The sequence below is a fragment of the Sphingomonas phyllosphaerae genome (assembly GCA_036946405.1).
GTDB lineage: Bacteria > Pseudomonadota > Alphaproteobacteria > Sphingomonadales > Sphingomonadaceae > Sphingomonas > Sphingomonas phyllosphaerae_D.
In genome coordinates this window covers 3,355,175-3,374,038 of record JAQIJC010000001.1, presented here as the reverse complement: position 1 = coordinate 3,374,038, position 18,864 = coordinate 3,355,175, and the positions used below count along the sequence as shown (strand labels likewise).

Sequence of the window (18,864 nt, the reverse complement as noted above, 5' to 3'; positions counted from 1 at the left end):
TTAACTTACACGCCATAAGAGGGGAGCATGTCGGCTTCCTCCCCCAATGCCAGTGTTTTGGGCGACCCGGCGCGGTTGGCATCCTATGCCGCCGACGCCGAGCGTGCTGCCGAACGACGGCTTGCCGTGGCAGTCGAGGACATTTTCCTGTCGCAGCCCGGGAGACTGGACGATCGAACCCGCGCGGCCACCTTGCGACTGGCCGAGGCGACGATCTGCGCGGTCGAGCAGCATGTGTCGGGCGACGCCGCGCGCGCGCTGATGGCAGTGGGCCGGCGGGAGGCGGCGGCGATCCTGGGCTCGAACCGTTCGTTGGCGTGGCCGCGCCTGCTGGACGCCGGATTGATGCGCGACGCCGACTTGATCGCCGCGCTGATCGCGCAGGCACGCATCGACCTTCTCGACGAGTCGCTGGCCGCACAGCGCGCGCCGGATGCGGGGATGACGATCGTCACTGCGCTGATCCAGAACGGCGATGCGGCGCAGCGCGCGGCGGCGGGCGAGTATCTGTTGGCGGACGGGATGCGCCGGGCGGTTTCGGAGGGACGCCATGCGGTGCTGCCGGCGGCGATCCAGGCGCGAATCGTCTGGTGGGTCGCCGCGGCGCTGCGCGAACGGCTTGGCGCCGCGGGTGGAACAGCGGCGGACGCCGCCTTGTGCGAAGCGGCGCAGCACCGGATCGCGCGCGCCAACGAAGGTCAGATCGGCGAAGCCGCAGCGCGGCTGGTGCGCGCGCTGGCCCCATCGCGAACCGATCGGGGAGCACTGATGGTGCGCGCGCTGGAGAGCGCGCGCACCGCATTGTTCGCCGCGTTGCTGGCCGACGGGATCGGGGTCGATGCCGAAGCGGCCTTGTCGCTGGTGCTCGATTCGGCGAGTGACCGGCTGTGGCTGGCACTGCGCGCGGCCGGGCTCGATCGCGATACGATCGCCCGCGCGGGCTTCCTGTTGTCCGAGGCGGACCGCGAACGCGATCTGACGATGTTGATCGAGGTGCTCGATCCGCTCGGCGCGCTCGACCCTGGCGTGGCTGCAGAGGCGATCGCGACCCTGCGGCTGCCCGGTGACTTCCGCGCGGCAGTGCACGCGCTGACGTCGCGCGCGTCGGTTGAACGGACGAGGACATGACGCGCGGGGCATTCAATGCCTTGCTCGATAGCGACGAGCGCGTCCTGAGCGCCGATACACGGTTCGCCGAGCTCAACGGCCGCGCCAGCGGGCCGCGTGACAGTGGACTGGCGCTGGCGGCAGTGTCGGCGCTGGTGCGGATCGCACGCGGGCTGCGCGTGCCGGTCGCGCGTACGATCACGATCGGCGATGACGAAACGGACGGCGACTGGTACGTTCGCGTCGTGCCTGACGAAGGCGGGGCCGTCGCACTGGCAGGCACCCTGTTGCGCGAGCGTCCGGGCGCGACGCTGGCTCCGGCAGCGACGATCGCGAACGAGCCGCCCGCCGATGCATCATGGTCGTGGGAGGTCGATGCCGGGCTGCGGCTCACGCGGCTCGATGTGGTGGCGGCAGCCCGCCATGGCATCGATCCGGTGGCGGTGCTGGGTCAGCCAATCGCGATGCTATTCGTGCTTGAGGCTGGAGTCGATGGGGCGATGCCGTTGCTGGAGGCGATGTCGAACGTGCGCGACTTCGCGGGGCAGTCGGCGATGGTGCGCGCGAGTGGGGCGCGGGTGACACTGGCGGCAAGAGTGGCACTCGACGCCGCGGGCGGCTTCGCCGGGTTCGTGGGCGGGGTCTACACCGGGGTCGCGGCCGGCATCCGCGACGGGCTGACCACGGCGTTCAATGCGCGCCTGCGTCGCACCCTGCGCGAGCCGCTCGGCACGATCATTGCGCAGGCGGAGAGTATCAGCGGTGCAGCCGATGGCGGCCTCGATCCACATTATCGCGACTATGCGCTGGATATCGCCAGCGCCGGGCGCCACCTGATGGGGCTGGTCGACGATCTGGTCGATATGGAGGCGATCGAACGCGGCGATCTGGCGGTGGCGCGCGATGCGGTCGACCTCGTCGCCGTCGTGCGCGAGGGAACGGTTCTGGTGGCCGCGCGCGCGGCGGCACGCGGGGTGACCATTGCGCCGTTCGCCGGCGATACGATCGCGGCCTGCGGCGATTACCGGCGTGTGTTGCAGATCGTGGTCAACCTGCTGGGCAACGCGGTCGATTATTCGCCTGCGGGCGGGGTGGTGCGCGTGCGCGCGCGGCTTCGCGACGCGGAGATACGGCTGAACATCAGCGATCAGGGGCGCGGGATCGCGGTGCACGAGCAGGCACGGATTTTCGAGAAGTTCGTGCGCGGCGACGACAGCGTGCCGGGCGGCAGCGGCCTGGGCCTCTATATCGCGCGGCGGCTGGCGCAGGCGATGGGCGGATCGCTGACCGTGGAGAGCGAGATCGGCCAAGGCGCGTGCTTCACGCTCGCGCTGCCTGCCGCGTCAGCGCAGGCGCCGGGCGAGCAGGATCAGCAGCAAGCCGAAGATCGCTAGGCCGCTGCCGTAATCGGCCCATATGCCGCGCCCCAGCATGAAGCTGGAGCGCGGCCAGTTCACATAGCCTAGCCCCTGCGCGATCCACAGAGCCCCCATGAGCGCGCAGAGCACGCCGAGGACGGTGAGGAGCGGGCGGAGCCGGAACATGCGGGCCTAGCGCTGGCTGACGGGGACGTAGCTGCGCTGCGTCGGGCCGGTGTAGAGCTGGCGCGGACGGCCGATCTTTTGGTCGGGATCGGTGATCATCTCGTTCCACTGCGCCACCCAGCCGACGGTGCGGGCGAGCGCGAACAGCACGGTGAACATGCTGGTCGGGAAGCCGATCGCCGAGAGGATCACGCCCGAATAGAAATCGACGTTCGGAAACAGCTTCTTCTCGACGAAATACGGATCGTTGAGCGCGATCTCTTCCAGCCGCAGCGCGGTCTCGAACAGCGGGTCCTGCACGTTAAGCGCCTCGAACACTTCGCGCACCGTCTTCTGCATGACGGTCGCGCGCGGATCGTAGTTCTTGTAGACGCGGTGGCCGAAGCCCATCAGGCGGAACGGATCGTTCTTGTCCTTGGCGCGCGCGATGAACTCGGGGATGCGCTCGGGCGTGCCGATCTCGTGCAGCATGTTGAGCGCCGCCTCGTTCGCGCCGCCATGCGCCGGGCCCCACAGGCAGGCGATGCCCGCCGCGATGCACGCGAACGGGTTGGCACCCGACGAACCGGCCAGACGGACGGTCGAGGTCGAGGCGTTCTGCTCGTGATCGGCGTGGAGGATGAAGATCCGGTCCATCGCCTTCTCGACCGCCGGGTTCACCACATACGGCTCGGCCGGGACGCCGAAGGTCATGCGCAGGAAATTGCCCGTGTAGGACAGCGAATTGTCCGGATACAGGAACGGTTGCCCGACGCTGTACTTGTACGCCATCGCCGCGATCGTCGGCATCTTGGCGATCAGCCGGTGCGACGCGATCATGCGTTGCTGCGGATCGTGAATGTCGGTCGAATCGTGGTAGAAGGCCGACAGCGCGCCGACCACGCCGCACATGATCGCCATCGGGTGCGCGTCGCGACGGAAGCCGCGGAAGAATTGCGCGAGCTGCTCGTGGACCATCGTGTGGCGGGTGATCGTGCGCGAGAACGAATCCAGCTCGCCCTGGTCCGGTAGCTCGCCGTTGAGCAGCAGGTAGCAGACTTCCATGAAGCTCGACTGTTCGGCCAGCTCGCCGATCGGATAGCCGCGGTGAAGCAGGACGCCCTCGTCACCGTCGATATAGGTCAGCTTCGACTGGCACGAGGCGGTCGAGGTGAACCCCGGATCGTAGGTGAAGGCGCCGGTCTGGCCGTACAGCTTGCGGATGTCGACGACGTCCGGGCCGACGGAGCCCGAAAGGACCGGATAATCGAGCTCTTTGCCCGACAGCGTGAACTTGGCGGCTTCGGTCATGATCTTCTCCTGTCAGGCCCCGGTCGGGGTCATGTGGTCCGCAATGCGGGCCAGGCTTTCCGCGCGTCCTAGAAGGACGAGTACGTCGAAGATGCCCGGCGAGGTCTTCCGGCCGGTCAGCGCGACGCGGAGGGGTTGCGCGACCTGACCGAGCTTGACGCCCGCGTCTTCGGCCACCGAACGCACCACCGCTTCGGTCGTCTCCGTATCCCAGTTGTGCACCGCGTCAAGCGCCGTGTGCAGGCGCGAGAGCAGGGCGGGCGCCTCGCCGCCGAGCAATGGCTGCGCGGCGTCTTCCACCGCGAGCGGACGCGCGGCGAAGAGGAAGGCAGTCGCCTCGGTCAACTCGTTGAGGTTCGCGGCGCGCGGCTTGAGTGACGGCATCGCCGCGCGCAGGATCGAACGACGGGTATCGTCGTGGTCGAACTCGAGTCGCTCCGCCACCAGATCGGCGAGCCGCGCATCGTCTGCAGCGCGGATGTAATGGCCGTTGAGGTTCTCCAGCTTCTTCAGGTCGAAGCGGCTCGGCGACTTGCCGACCCCGGCGAGATCGAACCATGCGATCGCCTCGTCGCGCGAGATGATCTCGGCATCGCCATGCCCCCAGCCGAGCCGGAGCAGGTAATTGTCGAGTGCTTCGGGCAGGATGCCCAGTTCGTCGCGATAGGCCTCGATCCCGACCGCGCCGTGGCGCTTCGACAGCTTCGCGCCGTCGCTGCCGTGGATCAGCGGGATGTGCGCATAGACCGGATCGGGCCACCCGCCTTCGATGGCGTCCATCGCGCGATAGATCGGCAGTTGGCGGAAGGCGTTGTTGAGGTGATCGTCGCCGCGGATGACGTGCGTCACGCCCATGTCGTGGTCGTCGACCACCACCGCGAGCATATAGGTCGGGGTACCGTCGGAGCGGAGCAGGACGAGATCGTCGAGCTCGGCATTCTGGACGGTGACGCTGCCCTGCACGCGGTCCTCGATCGTCACCGCACCCTCGGTCGGCGCGCGCAGCCTGACGACATACGGCTTGTCGGCGGGATAGTCGGTGCGGTCGCGCCACGGCGAGCGGATGCGCAGCGGCTGCTTGGCGGCCTGCGCCGCGGCGCGCATCGCGTCCAGCTCTTCCTGGGTCAGATAGCAGCGATAGGCATGGCCGTGCTCGATCATCGTCTGCGCGACCGCGGCGTGGCGATCGGCGCGTTCGAACTGATAGACCTCCTCGCCGTCCCAATCGAGCCCGAGCCAGCGCATCCCCGAGAGGATCGCGTCGATAGCGGGCTGCGTCGAGCGGGCGCGGTCGGTGTCCTCGATCCGCAGCCGGAAGGTGCCGCCGTGATGGCGCGCATACAGCAGGTTGAACAGCGCGGTGCGCGCGCCGCCGATGTGAAGGAACCCCGTCGGCGACGGGGCGAAGCGGGTGACGACGGCGCGGCCGTCCGCGCTGGCGGTTTTGTCGGTTGCGCTCAAGCGCGCTTGCTCCCAGGCTGGAAATTCGAATGGCCAGTTCAGCCGCGCCCGCCTCTAGCAAAGCATCGTCGGCGCTTCAAACACGCGCCGCGCATGGCATCGCTTTGATACAGGGGGCGGTCGAGCGCCGGCTGGAGGCGGAGCGCGACCAGCTCGTGCTGTGGGTACCGGTTGCGCTGGGTGCGGGGGCGGCGGCCTGGTTCGCGTTGCCCGACCCGCATGGCTGGCTGGCGGTGCTGCTGCTGGCGCTGGCGACCGCATCCGGAGCGCTGGCCGTGGCGCGGGGCGGGCGAGGACCGGTGCTGGTGGCGGTGCTGTCGCTGGCGGTGGCGATCGGGCTGGCGCTGACGTGGGCGCGGGCCGAACGGGTTGCCGCGCCGGTGCTGACGCGGCCGACGATCGCGTGGGTGAGCGGGCGCGTCGAGCAGGTCGAGCCGCTCCCGGCGCGCCGGCTGACGCGGGTGACGCTAGCGGTGCTGGGGTGGGACGGGGAAGGGGCCGCGCCGGCGTGGGTACGGGTCAATCTGGAGACGACCGCGGTGCCGACGGGGCTGGCGCGCGGGGCGGCAATCAGGGTGCGCGCACGGTTGATGCCGCCTGCGCCGCCGGCGGTGCCCGGCGGATATGACTTCGCGCGGGTGGCGTGGTTTGCGAGGCTGGGCGCGACCGGGCGCGGCTTTGCGCCGGTTCAGGTCGTGACCCCCGCTGCAGCTGGCGCGGCCGACGTCCGCGCCACCCTCACCCGGCATATCGAAGCGCGGCTGGCGGGCAGCGCGGGCGGGATCGCGGCGGCGCTCGCGACCGGCGACACCGGCGCGATCGATGAGGCCGATGCCGAGGCGATGCGGCGTGCCGGGCTGGCGCATCTGTTGTCGGTCAGCGGGTTGCACATCACCGCGGCGGTGGGGTTGGTGATGTGGCTGACGTTGCGGCTGCTCGCGCTGTCGCCGCGGCTGGCGTTGACCGGGCGGCTGCCGCTGGTCGCCGCGGCGGCGGGGGCGGTCGCGGCGATCGGCTATACCTGGCTGACGGGATCGCAGGTGCCGACGATCCGGAGCTGTGTCGCCGCGCTGATGGTGCTGGTGGCGCTGGCGCTCGGGCGTGAGGCGCTGACGCTACGGCTGGTCGCGGCGGGGGCGGTGGTGGTGCTGGTGTGCTGGCCCCAGTCGGTTGTGGGGCCGAGCTTCCAGCTGTCGTTCGCGGCGGTGACGGCGATCATTGCGTTTCATGAACATCCGCGGGTTCGTTCGTGGTTCGGGGAGCATGAAGAGGCGCGGTGGCGGGGGGTGCTGCGGGCGGCGGCGTCGCTGCTGCTGACCGGGTTGCTGGTCGAGCTGACGCTGATGCCGATCGCAGTCTATCACTTTCATCAGGCGGGACTTTATGGCGCGATCGCCAACATCGTCGCGATCCCGCTGACGACCTTCGTGGTGATGCCGGCCGAGGCGGTGGCGCTGCTGCTTGATCTGGTCGGCGCGGGGGCGCCGGGGTGGTGGATCGCGGATCAGGCGCTGGCACTTTTACTGTGGATTGCCAAGACGGTAGCGGCGGCGCCCGGTGCGGTGACGGCGTTGCCGGTGATGCCACAGGCGGCGTTCGGCGCGATGGTGGTGGGCGGGCTGTGGCTGGCGATCTGGCGGACGGGATGGCGCTATGCCGGATTGCTGCCGGTGGCGATTGGAGCGGCGTGGACGATCATGACGCCAGTGCCGGACCTGATCGTCACCGGCGACGGAAGGCATCTGGCGCTGCGCGGCGATAGCGGCGGCGTGGCGATTTTGCGTGATCGCACAGGGGATTACGTCCGCGATCTGCTCGCCGAGGCGGGCGGGCTGGACGGGGAGCCGGGGCTGCTGAGCGAGGTGGAGGGCGCACGATGCAACCGCGAGCTGTGCTGGATAGAGCGGCATGCGAACGGGCGCGTCTGGCGGGTACTGGCGACGCGGAGTCTGTATCTGGTGCCGGCTAACGAGTTGATATCGTTATGCCGCCGGGCGGATGTGGTGGTCAGCGAGCGCCGGCTGCCGCGTGGGTGTCGGGCGCGGTGGCTGACGCTCGACCGGACGACGCTGGCGCATACCGGCGGGGTGCGGGTGACGTTTGCGACCGGGCGGGTGGCGACGGTGCACGAGGTGGGGGATGCGCATCCGTGGGTGCTCGCCGGGCACCAAAGGGTGGGAGAGGGAGCGAAACACTCGTCGATATTGGCGAGGTGGTTGTCGATGTTGCCGGTTGCGGGCTCGAAGGCGACGCGGCCGTAAAGGGTTGGGTGCGGCGCCGGGCGGTCGTTGGCTTCGCTTGGCGATGGGCGCTAAATCATTGCGAAGATTCGCCCAACTGGGCCCCGGCGTTCGCCGGGGTGGTGGGTGAGGGAGGCAGCGCGGGGCTTGCGAAGGCCCCGATGTTTGCGAAGGTTGTGCCTACGCGGTTCGTTTTGGTTTGATCGTCCAGAAGAAGCGGGACCGGATCAAGTCCGGGGCGACGGCCTCAACTCCTATGAGTAACGCCGCAATAGCCCCGCGAGCTTGCCCTGTACGCGGACCTGCGCCGGGGCGTAGCGTTGCGGGTCGTAGGCGCGGTTGGCGGGATCGAGGCGGATCATCGCGCCCTCGTGGCGGAAATATTTGAGCGTCGCCTCGCTGTCCTCGATCAGCGCCACGACGATTTCGCCGTCACGCGCCACTTCCTGGCGACGGATCAGCGCGTAGTCGCCGTCGAAGATGCCGGCCTCGACCATCGAGTCGCCCGCCACCTCCAGCGCGAAATGCTCGCCCGCGCCGAGCAGCGCGGCGGGCACCGGGAGCATCGTCGAGCCCTCGAACGCCTCGATCGGCACACCGGCCGCGATCCGGCCGTGCAGCGGGATCTCGACCACGTCGTTGGCGGGCTCGGGCATATTGCGCTTGATCGAGGGCGGCGCGGGGCGCTTCGCCTCGGGACCACGCTCGGGCGCCTTGATGACCTCGAGCGCACGCGCGCGATTGGGGAGGCGGCGGAGATAGCCGCGTTCCTCGAGCGCGCTGATGAGACGGTGGACCCCGGACTTGCTCTTCAGCTCCAGCGCGTCCTTCATCTCCTCGAACGAGGGCGAGACGCCCGTGTCGGCGAGGCGGTCCTCGATGAAGCAGATCAGCTCGTGCTGCTTGCGCGTCAGCATGTCCGGGCGCCTTCCTAGTGAACGGATTGCGAACCTTTATGGAACATAGCGCTGTCCGTCAAGCGATCATCAGGATTTCCGCCGAGTCGCCCGCGCGCGCCGCCGGGGCGTGCGGATCGCGGACGATCAGGCAGGTCGAGCGCGCCAGCGTGCGGAGCATCGAGCTGTCCTGAATTGTCGAAGCGAAGGCGCGGCCGTCGCGCAGTTCGGCGCGGAGGTAATCGGTGCGCTCGTTGTTGGCGGGCAGATCTTCGCCGAGCAAGGCGCGGGAAACGGGGGGGAACGGGTCGGCGGCGCCGGCGAGATGCGCCACGAGCGGGCGGACGAAGAGCAAAGCGGTGACGAACGCCGAGACCGGATTGCCGGGCAGGCCGACGACTGCCATGTCACCGCGCCGTCCGGCAAGCATCGGCTTGCCGGGGCGCAGCGCGATCCGCCAGAAATCGAGCGTTGTGCCCGCGGCGAGCAGCGCGGGGCGGACCAGATCGTGGTCGCCGACCGATGCGCCGCCAGTGGTGACGAGGACGTCGGCGTCGACGGTAGCGAATGCCTCGGTCAGCCGGTCGAGCCGGTCGGGGAGGATGCCGAGGTCGACGATCTCGACGCCGGTGCCCGCGAGCAGCGCGCGGAGCAGCAGCCGGTTGGATTCGGGGAGCGCGTCGCCGGGGGTGCCGGGCTCGACCAGCTCGTCGCCGGTCGCGGCGAGCGCGACGCGGACCGGGCGCGCGACCGCGATCTGTGCCACCCCGCCGGTGGCGGCGACCGCGAGCCGGGCGGGCGTAAGCCGCTGACCTTGCTCGACGAGCACGTCGCCCTTCGCGAAGTCGAGCCCGCGGCGGCGGACGTTGCGGCCGACGTGTGGGGGGCCTTCGCCGTCGAGCCGGAGCGTGTCGCCGTCGCGCGCGGCTTCTTCCTGGACGAGCACGGTGTCCGCGCCGGGCGGCATCGCAGCGCCGGTGAAGATGCGAACCGCCTCGCTCGCGCCGACCGTGCCGGAAAAGGGCGCACCTGCAGCGCTTTCGCCGATCACGCGGCAGGGGCCGGGCAGGTCGGCGAAGCGGAGGGCATAGCCGTCCATCGCCGACAGATTTGCCGAGGGCTGGGTGCGGCGGGCGATGACGGGGGCGGTGGCCCACCGGCCGAGGGCCTGATCTAGCGGCACTTCCATCGTGTCGACCGGGCGGCCGAGCGCCAGCACGCGCGCCTGCGCCTCGGCGACCGGGAGCGGCGTCATGGCGCGCGCCAGTCGCCGGAGCGGCCGCCGCGCTTTTCGAGCAGACGGATGTCCTTGATCGTCATCGCTTTGTCGATCGCCTTCGCCATGTCGTAGACGGTCAGCAAAGCGGTCGAGACGGCGGTCAGCGCCTCCATTTCGACGCCGGTCTTGCCGTCGGTCGCGACGGTGGCGGTGGCGGTGATGCCGTCTGCGACCGGTTCGAGATCGAGCGATACGCGCGTGATCGGGAGCGGGTGGCACAGCGGGATGAGGTCGCTGGTGCGCTTTGCGGCCATGATTCCCGCCACGCGGGCGACCGCGAGGACGTCGCCTTTCTTCACAGCGCCGTTGCGGATCGCGGTCAGCGCCGCATCGGACATGGTGATCGCGCCGGTCGCGACCGCCTCGCGGCGGGTGACGGCCTTGTCGCCGACATCGACCATGTGCGCCGCGCCATCGGCATCGAGGTGGGTGAGGTTCGTCACTTGCCGGGCGGCGTGCCGTGGGCGCGTGCTTCGACAAGCTCAGCACGAACGGTTGAGAGGAGGCGGGGCACTAGCCGACCATCGCGCGCGTCGCGGCGGCGACGTCCGCGTGGCGCATCAGCGCTTCGCCGATCAGGAAGCAATGGACATCGTGCGCCGCCAGTTCGTCGAGGTCGGCGCGGCTGGTGAGGCCGCTTTCGGCGACGAACGTACAGCCGGCGGGCGCGTGCGCGATCAGCTCGTAGGTAAGGCGGAAGTCGACCGCGAAGGTGCGCAGGTCGCGGTTGTTGACGCCGATCAGGCGGGACGTGAGCCGCGCGGCGCGTTCCATCTCCGCGGCGTCGTGGACCTCGACGAGCACGTCGAGCCCCTGTTCGATCGCGGCGGCCTCGCATTCGGCCATGCAGGCGTCGTCGATCGCGGCGGCGATCAGCAGGATCGCGTCGGCGCCGATGCTGCGCGCCTCGACCACCTGCCACGGATCGACGGTGAAATCCTTGCGGAGCACGGGGAGATCGCAGGCGGCGCGCGCGGCGATCAGATAATCCTCGTGACCCTGGAAATAGGGCGCATCGGTGAGCACCGACAGGCAGGTCGCACCGCCTGCGGCATAGGCGCGGGCGTGCGCGGGCGGGTCGAAATCGGCGCGGATCAGCCCCTTGGACGGGCTGGCCTTCTTGATCTCAGCGATCAGCGCGTGGCGACCGGCGGCGACGGTCGCGTCGAGCGCGGCGCGGAAGCCGCGCGGGGCGCTCTGCGCAGCGGCGCGCGCGGTGAGGTCGGCGAGCGAGGTGGTGGCCTTGCGCGCGGCGACCTCGCTGCGCTTGGTCGCGCAAATGTCGGCGAGGATGGTCATGACCAGGCGATCCAGCGATCGAGGAGCGTGTTGGCCTGGCCGGCGTCGATCACCTCGGCGGCCTGCGCGGCGGCGGCGGGCAGCTCGGTCTGGCGGCCAGCGAGGACCAGCGCGGCGGCGGCGTTGAGCAGCACCGCGTCGCGATAGGCGCCGTGCTCGCCGGTCAGCAGGCGGCGGAGCGCGGCGGCGTTATAGGCCGGGTCACCGCCGCGGATCGCGATCGTCGGATGACGCGCGACCCCGGCATCCTCGGGAACGATCCGCGCGGGGAGCGGCACCGCGCCGACCGTGACGACGCGGGTGGGGCCGGCGCCGGAGATTTCGTCGAGCCCTTCCTCACCCGCCACCACCGCGGCGGCGTCGCTGCCGAGCTGGTCCAGCGCCTCGGCATAGATCGGCGCGTAATCGGGGCGTGCGATGCCGATCAGCTGGCGGGTGACATGCGCAGGATTTGCGAGCGGCCCCATCAGGTTGAAGATCGTCCGCCGGCCGATCCTGCGGCGGATCGGGGTGATGCGGCGCATCGCGGGGTGATGGTTGGCGGCGAACAGGAAGCAGATGCCCAGCTCGCGCAGCGTTGCCTCGGCCTGTGCGCCGGCGCGCTCCATGTCGAGCCCGAGCATCTCGAGCGTGTCGGCGGCGCCGGCCTTTGACGAGGCGGCGCGGTTGCCGTGCTTGGCGACCGGTACGCCGCACGCGGCGACGACGAGGCTGACCGCGGTCGAGACGTTGAGCGTGTGCTGGCCATCGCCGCCGGTGCCGCAGACGTCGATCGCATCCCCCGGGGCGGCGATCGGGATCAGCCGCTGACGCAGCGCGCGCGCCGCCTCGGCGATCTCGATGCTGGTTTCGCCACGCTCGGCGAGGCGGATCAGGAAGTCGGCGACCGCTTCCTCGCTGGTCTTCGCGTCGAGGATGTCGGCGAACGCCTGCGCCGCCGACTCGCGCGCGAGCGGTGACGACGGATCAGGCAACAACGCCACGGTCGTCACGCGGCGATCCGTCCCGCATGATCGACGCCCGCCAGCCGCAGGAAATTGGCGATCAGCTCGTGGCCGTGCTCGGTGGCGATGCTCTCGGGATGGAATTGCACGCCGTGGATCGGCAGCTCGCGGTGGCGCAGCCCCATCACCGAGGCGTCGCCGGCCGTCGCATTGACGACGAGGCAATCGGGCACGTCGGTGACGATTAGCGAATGATAGCGCGTCGCGGTGAACGGTGAAGGGAGCCCGGCGAACACGCCGGTGCCGTCATGCTCAACCGGGCAGGTCTTGCCGTGCATCAGCCCGCCGCGCACGACCTTGCCGCCGAAATGCTGGCCGATCGCCTGATGGCCGAGGCAGACGCCGAACAATGGCCGGCGTGCCGACGCGCAGGCCGCGACGAGCTCGAGGCTGACCCCCGCCTCGTTGGGCGTGCACGGGCCGGGCGAGATCAGGATCGCCTGCGCGCCGCTCGCTAACGCCTCGGCGGCGGTGAGCGCGTCGTTGCGGACCACGCGGACCTCTGCGCCCAGTTCCATGACGTAATGGACCAGGTTCCACGTAAAGCTGTCGTAATTGTCGATCACCAGGATCATGCGCCCGCCATAGCCGATGCGCCGCCGACCGCAACCGCCGAGCGATCCCGCGCACGACAGGAATATTGCAACGGCGCAAAGATTCGTCATGGCTGGGCAAATCGTGGCGCGGAGAAAAGCGCCACCCTGCGCGTTCGCGGGACCAAGGAGAAAGACGATGCGCCGTCCGATGATCGCCGTGCTGAGTGCCGCCATGCTGGTGCTGCCGACCGGGGCCATGGCGCAGGTCGAATCGGCGGGGGATGCCGGACGCGCGCCGCAGCGCGTGCGCAGCGTCACGCTGGAGGGCGACGAAAAATGCCCCGTCGCGCAGGGCGACGAGGTGGTGGTGTGCAGCCGGCTCAATCCGGACGAACAATTCCGCATCCCCAAGCCGCTGCGCGACAGTGCCGAGCCCGCGGCGAAGAACCAGGCGTGGACCAATCGCGTCGCGACCGCCGATCAGGTGAGCCGCGTGGCGGGCGGCTTGCCGGATACGTGCTCGCCGGTCGGATCGGGCGGGCAGACCGGCTGCGCGCTGGCGATCAACCGCGCCTGGGCCGCGGAGCGTCGCGCGGCGGAGAAGAACGACTCGATGATCCCGGGCGGGCGGTGAGGGGATCGTTCCAACCGTCGTCTTCGGGATGACGGACGGGCTTCCGGTCCGCCGGACGAGTGCGCATGTCGTTCGTTGATCGGCTAACGCTCGATCTGCCTCTGGTCCAGGCGCCGATGGCGGGAGTGTCCACCCCCTTGCTGGCGGCGCGCGTGTCGGAGGCGGGCGGGCTCGGGTCGATCGGGGTCGGTGCGGTGGATGCCGAGATGGCGCGGGCGTTGATCGCGGCGGTACGGGAGCGCACCGCACGGGCGTTCAACGTCAACCTGTTCGTTCACCGACCGGCGACCTCCGACCCGGCGCACGAGGCGGCGTGGCTGGCGTGGCTCGCGCCGCTCTTCGCGGCGTTCGGTGCGTCACCGCCGATCGCCTTGCGTGAGATCTACACGAGCTTCGCCGATGATCCGGCCATGCTGGCGATGTTGCTGGAGGTCGCGCCGCCGGTGGTCAGTTTCCACTTCGGCTTGCCCGGCACGGGCGTGATCGAGGCGCTACGAGCGCGCCGCATCTACACGATGGCGACCGCCACCAGCCTCGCCGAGGCACGGCAGGTCGCAGCGGCGGGCGTCGATGCGATCGTGGCGCAGGGGATCGAGGCGGGCGGGCATCGCGGCATCTTCGATCCCGACGCCGCAGACGATGCGCTGGGAACGGTCGCGCTGACGCGGCTGCTGGTGCGCGAGACGCCGCTTCCAGTGATCGCGGCGGGCGGGATCATGGACGGCGCAGGGATCGCCGCCGCGCTCGATCTGGGCGCGGTCGCGGCGCAGCTTGGAACGGCGTTCATCGCCTGTCCCGAGTCGGCGGCAAGTGACGCGTATCGGACGGCGCTGGCGGGGGAGGCGGCCTATCACACCGTGCTCACCTCGCTGATCTCGGGGCGGCCGGCGCGGGCGCTCGCCAACCGCTTCACCGCGCTCGGCGAGCATGTTTCCGGGCACCGGCCGCCAGATTATCCGATCGCCTATGACGCCGGTAAGGCGCTCCATGCCGCGGCGGCGGCGACGGGTGAGCATGGATTCGGCGCGCATTGGGCGGGGCAGGGCGCGCCGCTGGCGCGGGCGATGCCGGCGGCCGAGCTTGTCCGGCTGCTGGGGGAGGAACTCGCGGCGTGTGGCCGATAAAGGGAGAAGCGGGATCCCGGGTCGAGCCCGGGATGACGTAGAAGGTAGACCTTACTGCCCGAAGTCGGGCGTCGACGCTTGCCGCACCGCCTCGCGCGCGGCGGCGAGGAGCGCGCCGGCCTTGGCCTCGCATTCGCGCTGTTCATAGGCCGGATCGCTGTCGGCGACGATGCCCGCGCCGGATTGGACGTGGATCGTGCCGTCCTTGACCACTGCGGTGCGCAGCACGATGCATGAATCCATCGACCCGTCGGGTGAGAAATAGCCGACGCCGCCGGCATAGGCGCCGCGCTTCTCGGGCTCGAGTTCGGCGATGATCTGGCAGGCGCGGACCTTGGGCGCGCCGCTGACGGTGCCGGCCGGGAAGCCCGCGAACAACGCATCGATCGCGTCATGTTCCGGCGCGAGCCGGCCGATGACGTTCGAGACGATGTGCATGACGTGGCTGTAGAATTCGATGCCGTAGCTGTCGGTCACCTGCACCGTGCCCGGCGACGCGACGCGCCCGACGTCGTTGCGGCCGAGGTCGAGCAGCATCAGGTGCTCGGCGCGTTCCTTGGGATCGGCGAGCAGGCTGTCGCGGTTGGCGGCATCCTCCAGCGCGGTCTTCCCGCGCGGGCGGGTGCCGGCGATCGGGCGGATCGTGACCTCGCCGTCGCGCGCACGGACGAGGATCTCGGGGCTCGACCCGGTGAGTGCGAAGCCGGGCAGGTCGAGATGGTAGAGGAACGGCGACGGGTTGATGCGACGCAGCGCGCGGTACAGCTCGAACGCCGGGAGCGAGAAGGGCGCGGTGAAGCGCTGCGCGAGCACGACCTGAAAGATGTCGCCGGCTGTGATATAATCCTGCGCGCGAGCGACCATCTCCGCATAGCGACCCGGCGCGAGCGTCGGGGCGAGCGCGACCTCGGTCAGGTCAGCGCGGGCACGCGGCGGGAGCGCGGCGGCGGCGAGCCGTGCCTCGACCGCATCGAGGCGTTCTTCGGCGGCGGCGATCTGGCGGTCGGGCGCCTGCGCCACATCGGGCCAGACCGGTGCGACGAGGAACAGTTCGTCGGCGAGCCGGTCGAACATCAGGATGACGGTCGGGCGCACGAACATCAGGTCGGGGAGGCCGAGCGCATCCTGTTCGGGCTGCGGCAGTTTCTCGACCAGTCCGATCGTCTCATAGCCGAAATAGCCGACGAGGCACGCCAGCGCGCGCGGCAGTTCGGGGGGCAGGTCCATGCGGATCGAGGCGACGAGGTCGCGCAGCGCCGTCAACGTCGGTGCGGCGCACGGCGTGAAGGCGTCGCGATCCTCCAGCCAGCGCGGGTTGATCTCGGCGCGGTCGCCTTGCGCGCGCAGCACGAGATCGGGGGCGAGGCCGATCATCGAGTGGCGACCGCGCACCGCGCCGCCCTCGACCGATTCGAGCAGGAAGTCGCCGCGGCCGGGCTCGATCAGCTTGAGCGCGGCGGCGACCGGCGTCTCGGTGTCGGCGATCCGCCGCCGCCAGACCAACGCGGGACGGCCGGCGGCGAGCGCCGCGGCCGCCGCAGCCGGGGCGTCACTGTCCGGCGTCGCCACCGAGCAGGTCCTTCTTCAGCGTGGCGATGGCGTCGGGATAGCGCTTGGCGCCCTGCGCGGCGGCGACGGCATTGGCGAATTGCTGCGCATATTCGCCGCCGATCGAGCGGCCGAGGTCGGCGCGGGTCGCCTGGATCGCGGCGGGCTGCTTGCTGGCGTCGCCCGGCACGATCTGCTCGACGCGCAGCACCAGCCAGCCGCGCCCGTCGGGGGCCTGGATCGCGCGCGCGCTTCCCTGCTTCATCCCGAACATCATTGCGAGTACCGGGTTCACTTGCCCCTGATTGGCGGTGATCTGCGCGCGGGTCGCCTCGACGCGCTCGACCGGTGCCTTGACGCCGGCCTGCGCGACCGCGGCGGCGAGCGGGGTGCCGGCGTTGACCTTGGCGACGATCGCGTTGGCGGCGGCCTGCGCGGCGCGGCGCGCGCGCTCGGCGGTGAGATCGGCGACGACCTTGGCGCGTGCCTGTGCGAGCGGGAGCGGGGTGGCGGGGACGATGCGGTCGAGCGCGGCGATCGCGAAGCCGCCGTCCTGCCCGATGCCGACCGTGGTCGGGGTGTCGCCGTCCTCGGCCGCGAAGCCGGCGGCGATCACCGGGGCGAGCGTCGCATCGGGCTGCGCCTGCGGCTGGTCGGGGTTGATCCCGCTCGACAGCACCGCCGGCGTCGCCTGCACATTGAGCTTCTGGTCGCGGGCGACCTCGGCGATGTTGGCGTTGTCGGCCAGCGCATCCTCGACCGCGTCGCGGATCTTGCCGATCGCGTCGTTCGCCTTCTGCTTGGTCAGCGCAGCGACGATCTCCGGGCGCGCCTGCGCCAGCGTCTTGCCGGGATCCTGCGTCGCCTTCTCGACGCGCGCGACGACGAAGCCGATCGACCCACGCAGCGGGCCGACGACATTGCCCTGCGCGGCGCCGAACAGCGCGGCGGCGACCGCGGGCGAGGTCTGGGTGGCGAGCGCGGATTGCTCGACCGCGGTGATCGTCCGCGCCTCCAGTCCGGCGGCGCGTGCGGCGGCGGCGAGCGGGGTGCCGGCCTTCACCTTGTCGGCGAGCGCCTGTGCGGCCTTCTGGTCGAGCACGGTGGCGATTGTCACGTCGCGGAGCGGCTTGGGAGCGTATCTCGCCTTGTCGGCGTCATAGGCCTTCTGGATTTCGGCGTCGCTGGGCACTGCCTGCGCGGCGACCTGCTGCGGGGTGACCAAAGCGTAGCGGATCACGCGGCGCTCGGGCGTGGTGTAGCGCGCGACGTTACGCTTGTACCAATCCTGCACCTCGGCATTGGTCGGGGCCGGACCGGACACGCTGGCGGGGATCAGCGCCGCCTGACCGGCGCGACGCTCGAGCAGCAGCGAGGCGTAGCGCAGCGCGAGCTGCTGCGGCACCTGGCTGGCGCCGACCGTCGGCACGATCAGGAATTGCGCCATCGTCTCGCGCGCGATCTCGCGCTGGACCTGCGCGTCGGTCATCCCGCGCTGCGCGATCAGGCGCAGGTACGCCTGCTGGTCGAACTGGCCGGTTGCGCCCGCGAAGGCCGGGATCGCCTTCAGCTCGCTGCCAACGAGGGCGCGGCTGACGCGCATTCCCTGTTCCTCGCCGAACGTCTCCAGCGCCAGCCCGGTCAGCGAGCGGGTGATGAGGCTCTCCACGCCGCCGGCGCGCACGAAGGTCGCCATGTCGAGATCGGGCTGCTGCTGGCGCGCGGCGCGGATCTCGTCCTGCGCGCGGCGGCGGATGTCGTCCGCGGTCACCTTCTCGCCGTCGACCGCCGCCAGCGGGTGGCCGAGGATGCCACCGCCGCTCGCCAGACCGGTAACGTCGCCGGCCGCGAACGCCAGCGCGATCACGATCAGGATGCCGAAGGTGACGATCATGCCGACCTTCGAATGGATGATGCCGCGGAGGAAGCTGAGCATGGAAGAGGCAGACCGGGACAGGAGTGAAGCTCGCCGCTTTAGGCACAGGTCCGGCTGGCATCAAGCCGCACGGTCGTATAACAGGTTTAACAAGCGAGTAGGAGAATGACGGTGCGGCGCAAGCTGGTGGCGGGCAATTGGAAGATGAACGGCGATCTAGCGCTACTGACGGAGCTGGACGCGGTGGCGGCGGTGGCGGCGGCGCACCCCGATGTCGATGTCGCGATCGCCGTTCCGTCGACGCTGATCGCGCCGGCCGCCCAGCGGGTGCCGGGGCTCGCGATCGGGGCCGAGGACGTCCACGAGGCGGACAGCGGCGCCTATACCGGGAGCGTCTCGGCGGCCATGGTGCGCGAGGCGGGGGCGCGGTTCACGATCGTCGGGCATTCGGAGCGGCGCGAGTATCAGAACGAAACCAGCCAGGATGCGTGGGCGAAGGCGGCGGCGGCGCGGCGCCAGGGCTTGTCGGTGATCCTGTGCTGCGGCGAGACGGGAGCGGAGCGCGATGCCGGTCGCGCAGAGCGCGTGGTGCAGGCGCAGATCGAGAAGTCGCTGCCCGAGCAGGCGCATGGCGACTGGCTGACGCTGGCCTATGAGCCGCGCTGGGCGATCGGGAGCGGGCGCACGCCGACGCTGGACGAGATTGCCGCGATCCATGCGATCGCGCGCGCGAAGATGCGGCAGCTGATCGGCGAAGCGGCGGACGGCGTGCGGATCCTGTACGGCGGGTCGGTGACCGGCGACAATGCGCGCGAGATCATGGCGGTGCCGGATGTCGATGGCGCGCTGGTCGGCGGGGCGAGCCTGACCGCGGCGAAGTTCGTGCCGATCATCGAGGCGGCGGGGTGAGGGTGCTGCGGTCAGATAAGGTGGCGTCTGTATAGCGCCCCTGCGGAGGCAGGGGCCTATGGCTGTGTCGTTTCCCGGGCGGTTTGACACATGGGCGTTGGTTCGTGTGTCAGACCT

Annotated in this window: 17 protein-coding genes; 6 read left to right on the top strand and 11 right to left on the bottom strand. The window is 70.3% G+C overall.

Annotated elements, in window-relative coordinates:
* Window positions 1-27: 27 nt before the first annotated feature.
* Together PGN12_15730 and PGN12_15725 are read left to right on the top strand one after the other, a co-directional pair.
* Window positions 28-1,128 (top strand): DUF2336 domain-containing protein, encoded by a 1,101-nt coding sequence (locus PGN12_15730; protein MEH3105336.1) that lies wholly within the window; start codon window positions 28-30, stop codon window positions 1,126-1,128.
* Window positions 1,125-2,501, top strand: coding sequence for a HAMP domain-containing sensor histidine kinase (locus PGN12_15725; GenBank protein ID MEH3105335.1), 1,377 nt, complete (start codon window positions 1,125-1,127; stop codon window positions 2,499-2,501). Before PGN12_15730 ends, PGN12_15725 begins: the two co-directional genes overlap by 4 nt.
* Here PGN12_15725 and PGN12_15720 read toward each other — a convergent pair.
* From PGN12_15720 to gltX, 3 genes are read right to left on the bottom strand one after another with little or no spacing between them, the layout of a single operon-like run.
* Window positions 2,451-2,651, bottom strand: a complete 201-nt coding sequence (locus tag PGN12_15720) for a hypothetical protein (GenBank protein ID MEH3105334.1) — start codon at window positions 2,649-2,651, stop codon at window positions 2,451-2,453. The genes PGN12_15725 and PGN12_15720 overlap by 51 nt on opposite strands.
* Window positions 2,652-2,657: 6 nt before the next feature.
* On the bottom strand, window positions 2,658-3,941 hold the full coding sequence (gene gltA, locus PGN12_15715; GenBank protein ID MEH3105333.1) for a citrate synthase: 1,284 nt from the start codon (window positions 3,939-3,941) through the stop codon (window positions 2,658-2,660).
* A gap of 12 nt (window positions 3,942-3,953) precedes the next feature.
* Window positions 3,954-5,402, bottom strand: a complete 1,449-nt coding sequence (gltX, locus tag PGN12_15710; GenBank protein MEH3105332.1) for a glutamate--tRNA ligase — start codon at window positions 5,400-5,402, stop codon at window positions 3,954-3,956.
* Window positions 5,403-5,506: 104 nt separating this feature from the next.
* Between gltX and PGN12_15705 the strand changes: the two genes are divergently transcribed.
* On the top strand, window positions 5,507-7,663 hold the full coding sequence (locus PGN12_15705; GenBank protein ID MEH3105331.1) for a ComEC/Rec2 family competence protein: 2,157 nt from the start codon (window positions 5,507-5,509) through the stop codon (window positions 7,661-7,663).
* Between the two features lie 233 nt (window positions 7,664-7,896).
* Here the strand turns inward: PGN12_15705 and lexA are convergent, their stop codons facing one another.
* The 6 genes from lexA to PGN12_15675 form a co-directional block, all read right to left on the bottom strand.
* Entirely contained in the window at window positions 7,897-8,559 is a 663-nt protein-coding gene (gene lexA / locus PGN12_15700; protein ID MEH3105330.1) for a transcriptional repressor LexA, read from the bottom strand.
* A 58-nt stretch (window positions 8,560-8,617) separates the two neighbouring features.
* On the bottom strand, window positions 8,618-9,793 hold the full coding sequence (locus PGN12_15695) for a molybdopterin molybdotransferase MoeA (GenBank protein MEH3105329.1): 1,176 nt from the start codon (window positions 9,791-9,793) through the stop codon (window positions 8,618-8,620).
* Window positions 9,790-10,260, bottom strand: coding sequence for a cyclic pyranopterin monophosphate synthase MoaC (moaC, locus tag PGN12_15690; protein MEH3105328.1), 471 nt, complete (start codon window positions 10,258-10,260; stop codon window positions 9,790-9,792). Before moaC ends, PGN12_15695 begins: the two co-directional genes overlap by 4 nt.
* 70 nt (window positions 10,261-10,330) lie before the next feature.
* A complete protein-coding gene (gene trpC / locus PGN12_15685; GenBank protein ID MEH3105327.1) occupies window positions 10,331-11,116 on the bottom strand; it encodes an indole-3-glycerol phosphate synthase TrpC in 786 nt (261 codons plus the stop codon).
* Window positions 11,113-12,108 (bottom strand): anthranilate phosphoribosyltransferase, encoded by a 996-nt coding sequence (gene trpD / locus PGN12_15680; GenBank protein ID MEH3105326.1) that lies wholly within the window; start codon window positions 12,106-12,108, stop codon window positions 11,113-11,115. The genes trpC and trpD overlap by 4 nt, the downstream gene beginning before the upstream one ends.
* Entirely contained in the window at window positions 12,105-12,695 is a 591-nt protein-coding gene (locus PGN12_15675; protein MEH3105325.1) for an aminodeoxychorismate/anthranilate synthase component II, read from the bottom strand. Before PGN12_15675 ends, trpD begins: the two co-directional genes overlap by 4 nt.
* A 157-nt stretch (window positions 12,696-12,852) precedes the next feature.
* Here PGN12_15675 and PGN12_15670 point away from each other — a divergent pair, with 157 nt between their 5' ends.
* Both PGN12_15670 and PGN12_15665 read left to right on the top strand, forming a co-directional pair.
* Entirely contained in the window at window positions 12,853-13,290 is a 438-nt protein-coding gene (locus tag PGN12_15670; protein ID MEH3105324.1) for a hypothetical protein, read from the top strand.
* Between the two features lie 65 nt (window positions 13,291-13,355).
* Window positions 13,356-14,414, top strand: a complete 1,059-nt coding sequence (locus PGN12_15665) for a nitronate monooxygenase (protein MEH3105323.1) — start codon at window positions 13,356-13,358, stop codon at window positions 14,412-14,414.
* A 51-nt stretch (window positions 14,415-14,465) separates the two neighbouring features.
* Here PGN12_15665 and PGN12_15660 read toward each other — a convergent pair whose 3' ends face one another.
* Together PGN12_15660 and PGN12_15655 are read right to left on the bottom strand one after the other, a co-directional pair.
* Window positions 14,466-15,983 (bottom strand): chorismate-binding protein, encoded by a 1,518-nt coding sequence (locus PGN12_15660; protein ID MEH3105322.1) that lies wholly within the window; start codon window positions 15,981-15,983, stop codon window positions 14,466-14,468.
* Window positions 15,964-17,898 carry a peptidyl-prolyl cis-trans isomerase gene (locus PGN12_15655; GenBank protein MEH3105321.1) on the bottom strand — a complete coding sequence of 645 codons (1,935 nt, stop codon included), beginning with the start codon at window positions 17,896-17,898 and terminating at the stop codon, window positions 15,964-15,966. Before PGN12_15655 ends, PGN12_15660 begins: the two co-directional genes overlap by 20 nt.
* Window positions 17,899-18,003: 105 nt before the next feature.
* On the opposite strand from PGN12_15655, the gene tpiA reads away from it, so the two are divergent.
* The gene (tpiA, locus tag PGN12_15650; protein MEH3105320.1) at window positions 18,004-18,747 is read left to right on the top strand and encodes a triose-phosphate isomerase; all 744 of its coding nucleotides are present in this window, start codon (window positions 18,004-18,006) and stop codon (window positions 18,745-18,747) included.
* Window positions 18,748-18,864: the final 117 nt, after the last annotated feature.

Excerpts from the sequence above, each read along its gene's own strand:
- PGN12_15730 (MEH3105336.1), top strand. The coding sequence starts at position 28 with ATGTCGGCTTCCTCCCCCAATGCCAGTGTTTTGGGCGACCCGGCGCGG.
- PGN12_15725 (MEH3105335.1), top strand. The coding sequence starts at position 1,125 with ATGACGCGCGGGGCATTCAATGCCTTGCTCGATAGCGACGAGCGCGTC.
- PGN12_15720 (MEH3105334.1), bottom strand. The coding sequence starts at position 2,651 with ATGTTCCGGCTCCGCCCGCTCCTCACCGTCCTCGGCGTGCTCTGCGCG.
- gltA (MEH3105333.1), bottom strand. The coding sequence starts at position 3,941 with ATGACCGAAGCCGCCAAGTTCACGCTGTCGGGCAAAGAGCTCGATTAT.
- lexA (MEH3105330.1), bottom strand. The coding sequence starts at position 8,559 with ATGCTGACGCGCAAGCAGCACGAGCTGATCTGCTTCATCGAGGACCGC.
- PGN12_15695 (MEH3105329.1), bottom strand. The coding sequence starts at position 9,793 with ATGACGCCGCTCCCGGTCGCCGAGGCGCAGGCGCGCGTGCTGGCGCTC.
- trpC (MEH3105327.1), bottom strand. The coding sequence starts at position 11,116 with ATGACCATCCTCGCCGACATTTGCGCGACCAAGCGCAGCGAGGTCGCC.
- PGN12_15675 (MEH3105325.1), bottom strand. The coding sequence starts at position 12,695 with ATGATCCTGGTGATCGACAATTACGACAGCTTTACGTGGAACCTGGTC.
- PGN12_15670 (MEH3105324.1), top strand. The coding sequence starts at position 12,853 with ATGCGCCGTCCGATGATCGCCGTGCTGAGTGCCGCCATGCTGGTGCTG.
- PGN12_15665 (MEH3105323.1), top strand. The coding sequence starts at position 13,356 with ATGTCGTTCGTTGATCGGCTAACGCTCGATCTGCCTCTGGTCCAGGCG.
- PGN12_15655 (MEH3105321.1), bottom strand. The coding sequence starts at position 17,898 with ATGCTCAGCTTCCTCCGCGGCATCATCCATTCGAAGGTCGGCATGATC.
- tpiA (MEH3105320.1), top strand. The coding sequence starts at position 18,004 with ATGACGGTGCGGCGCAAGCTGGTGGCGGGCAATTGGAAGATGAACGGC.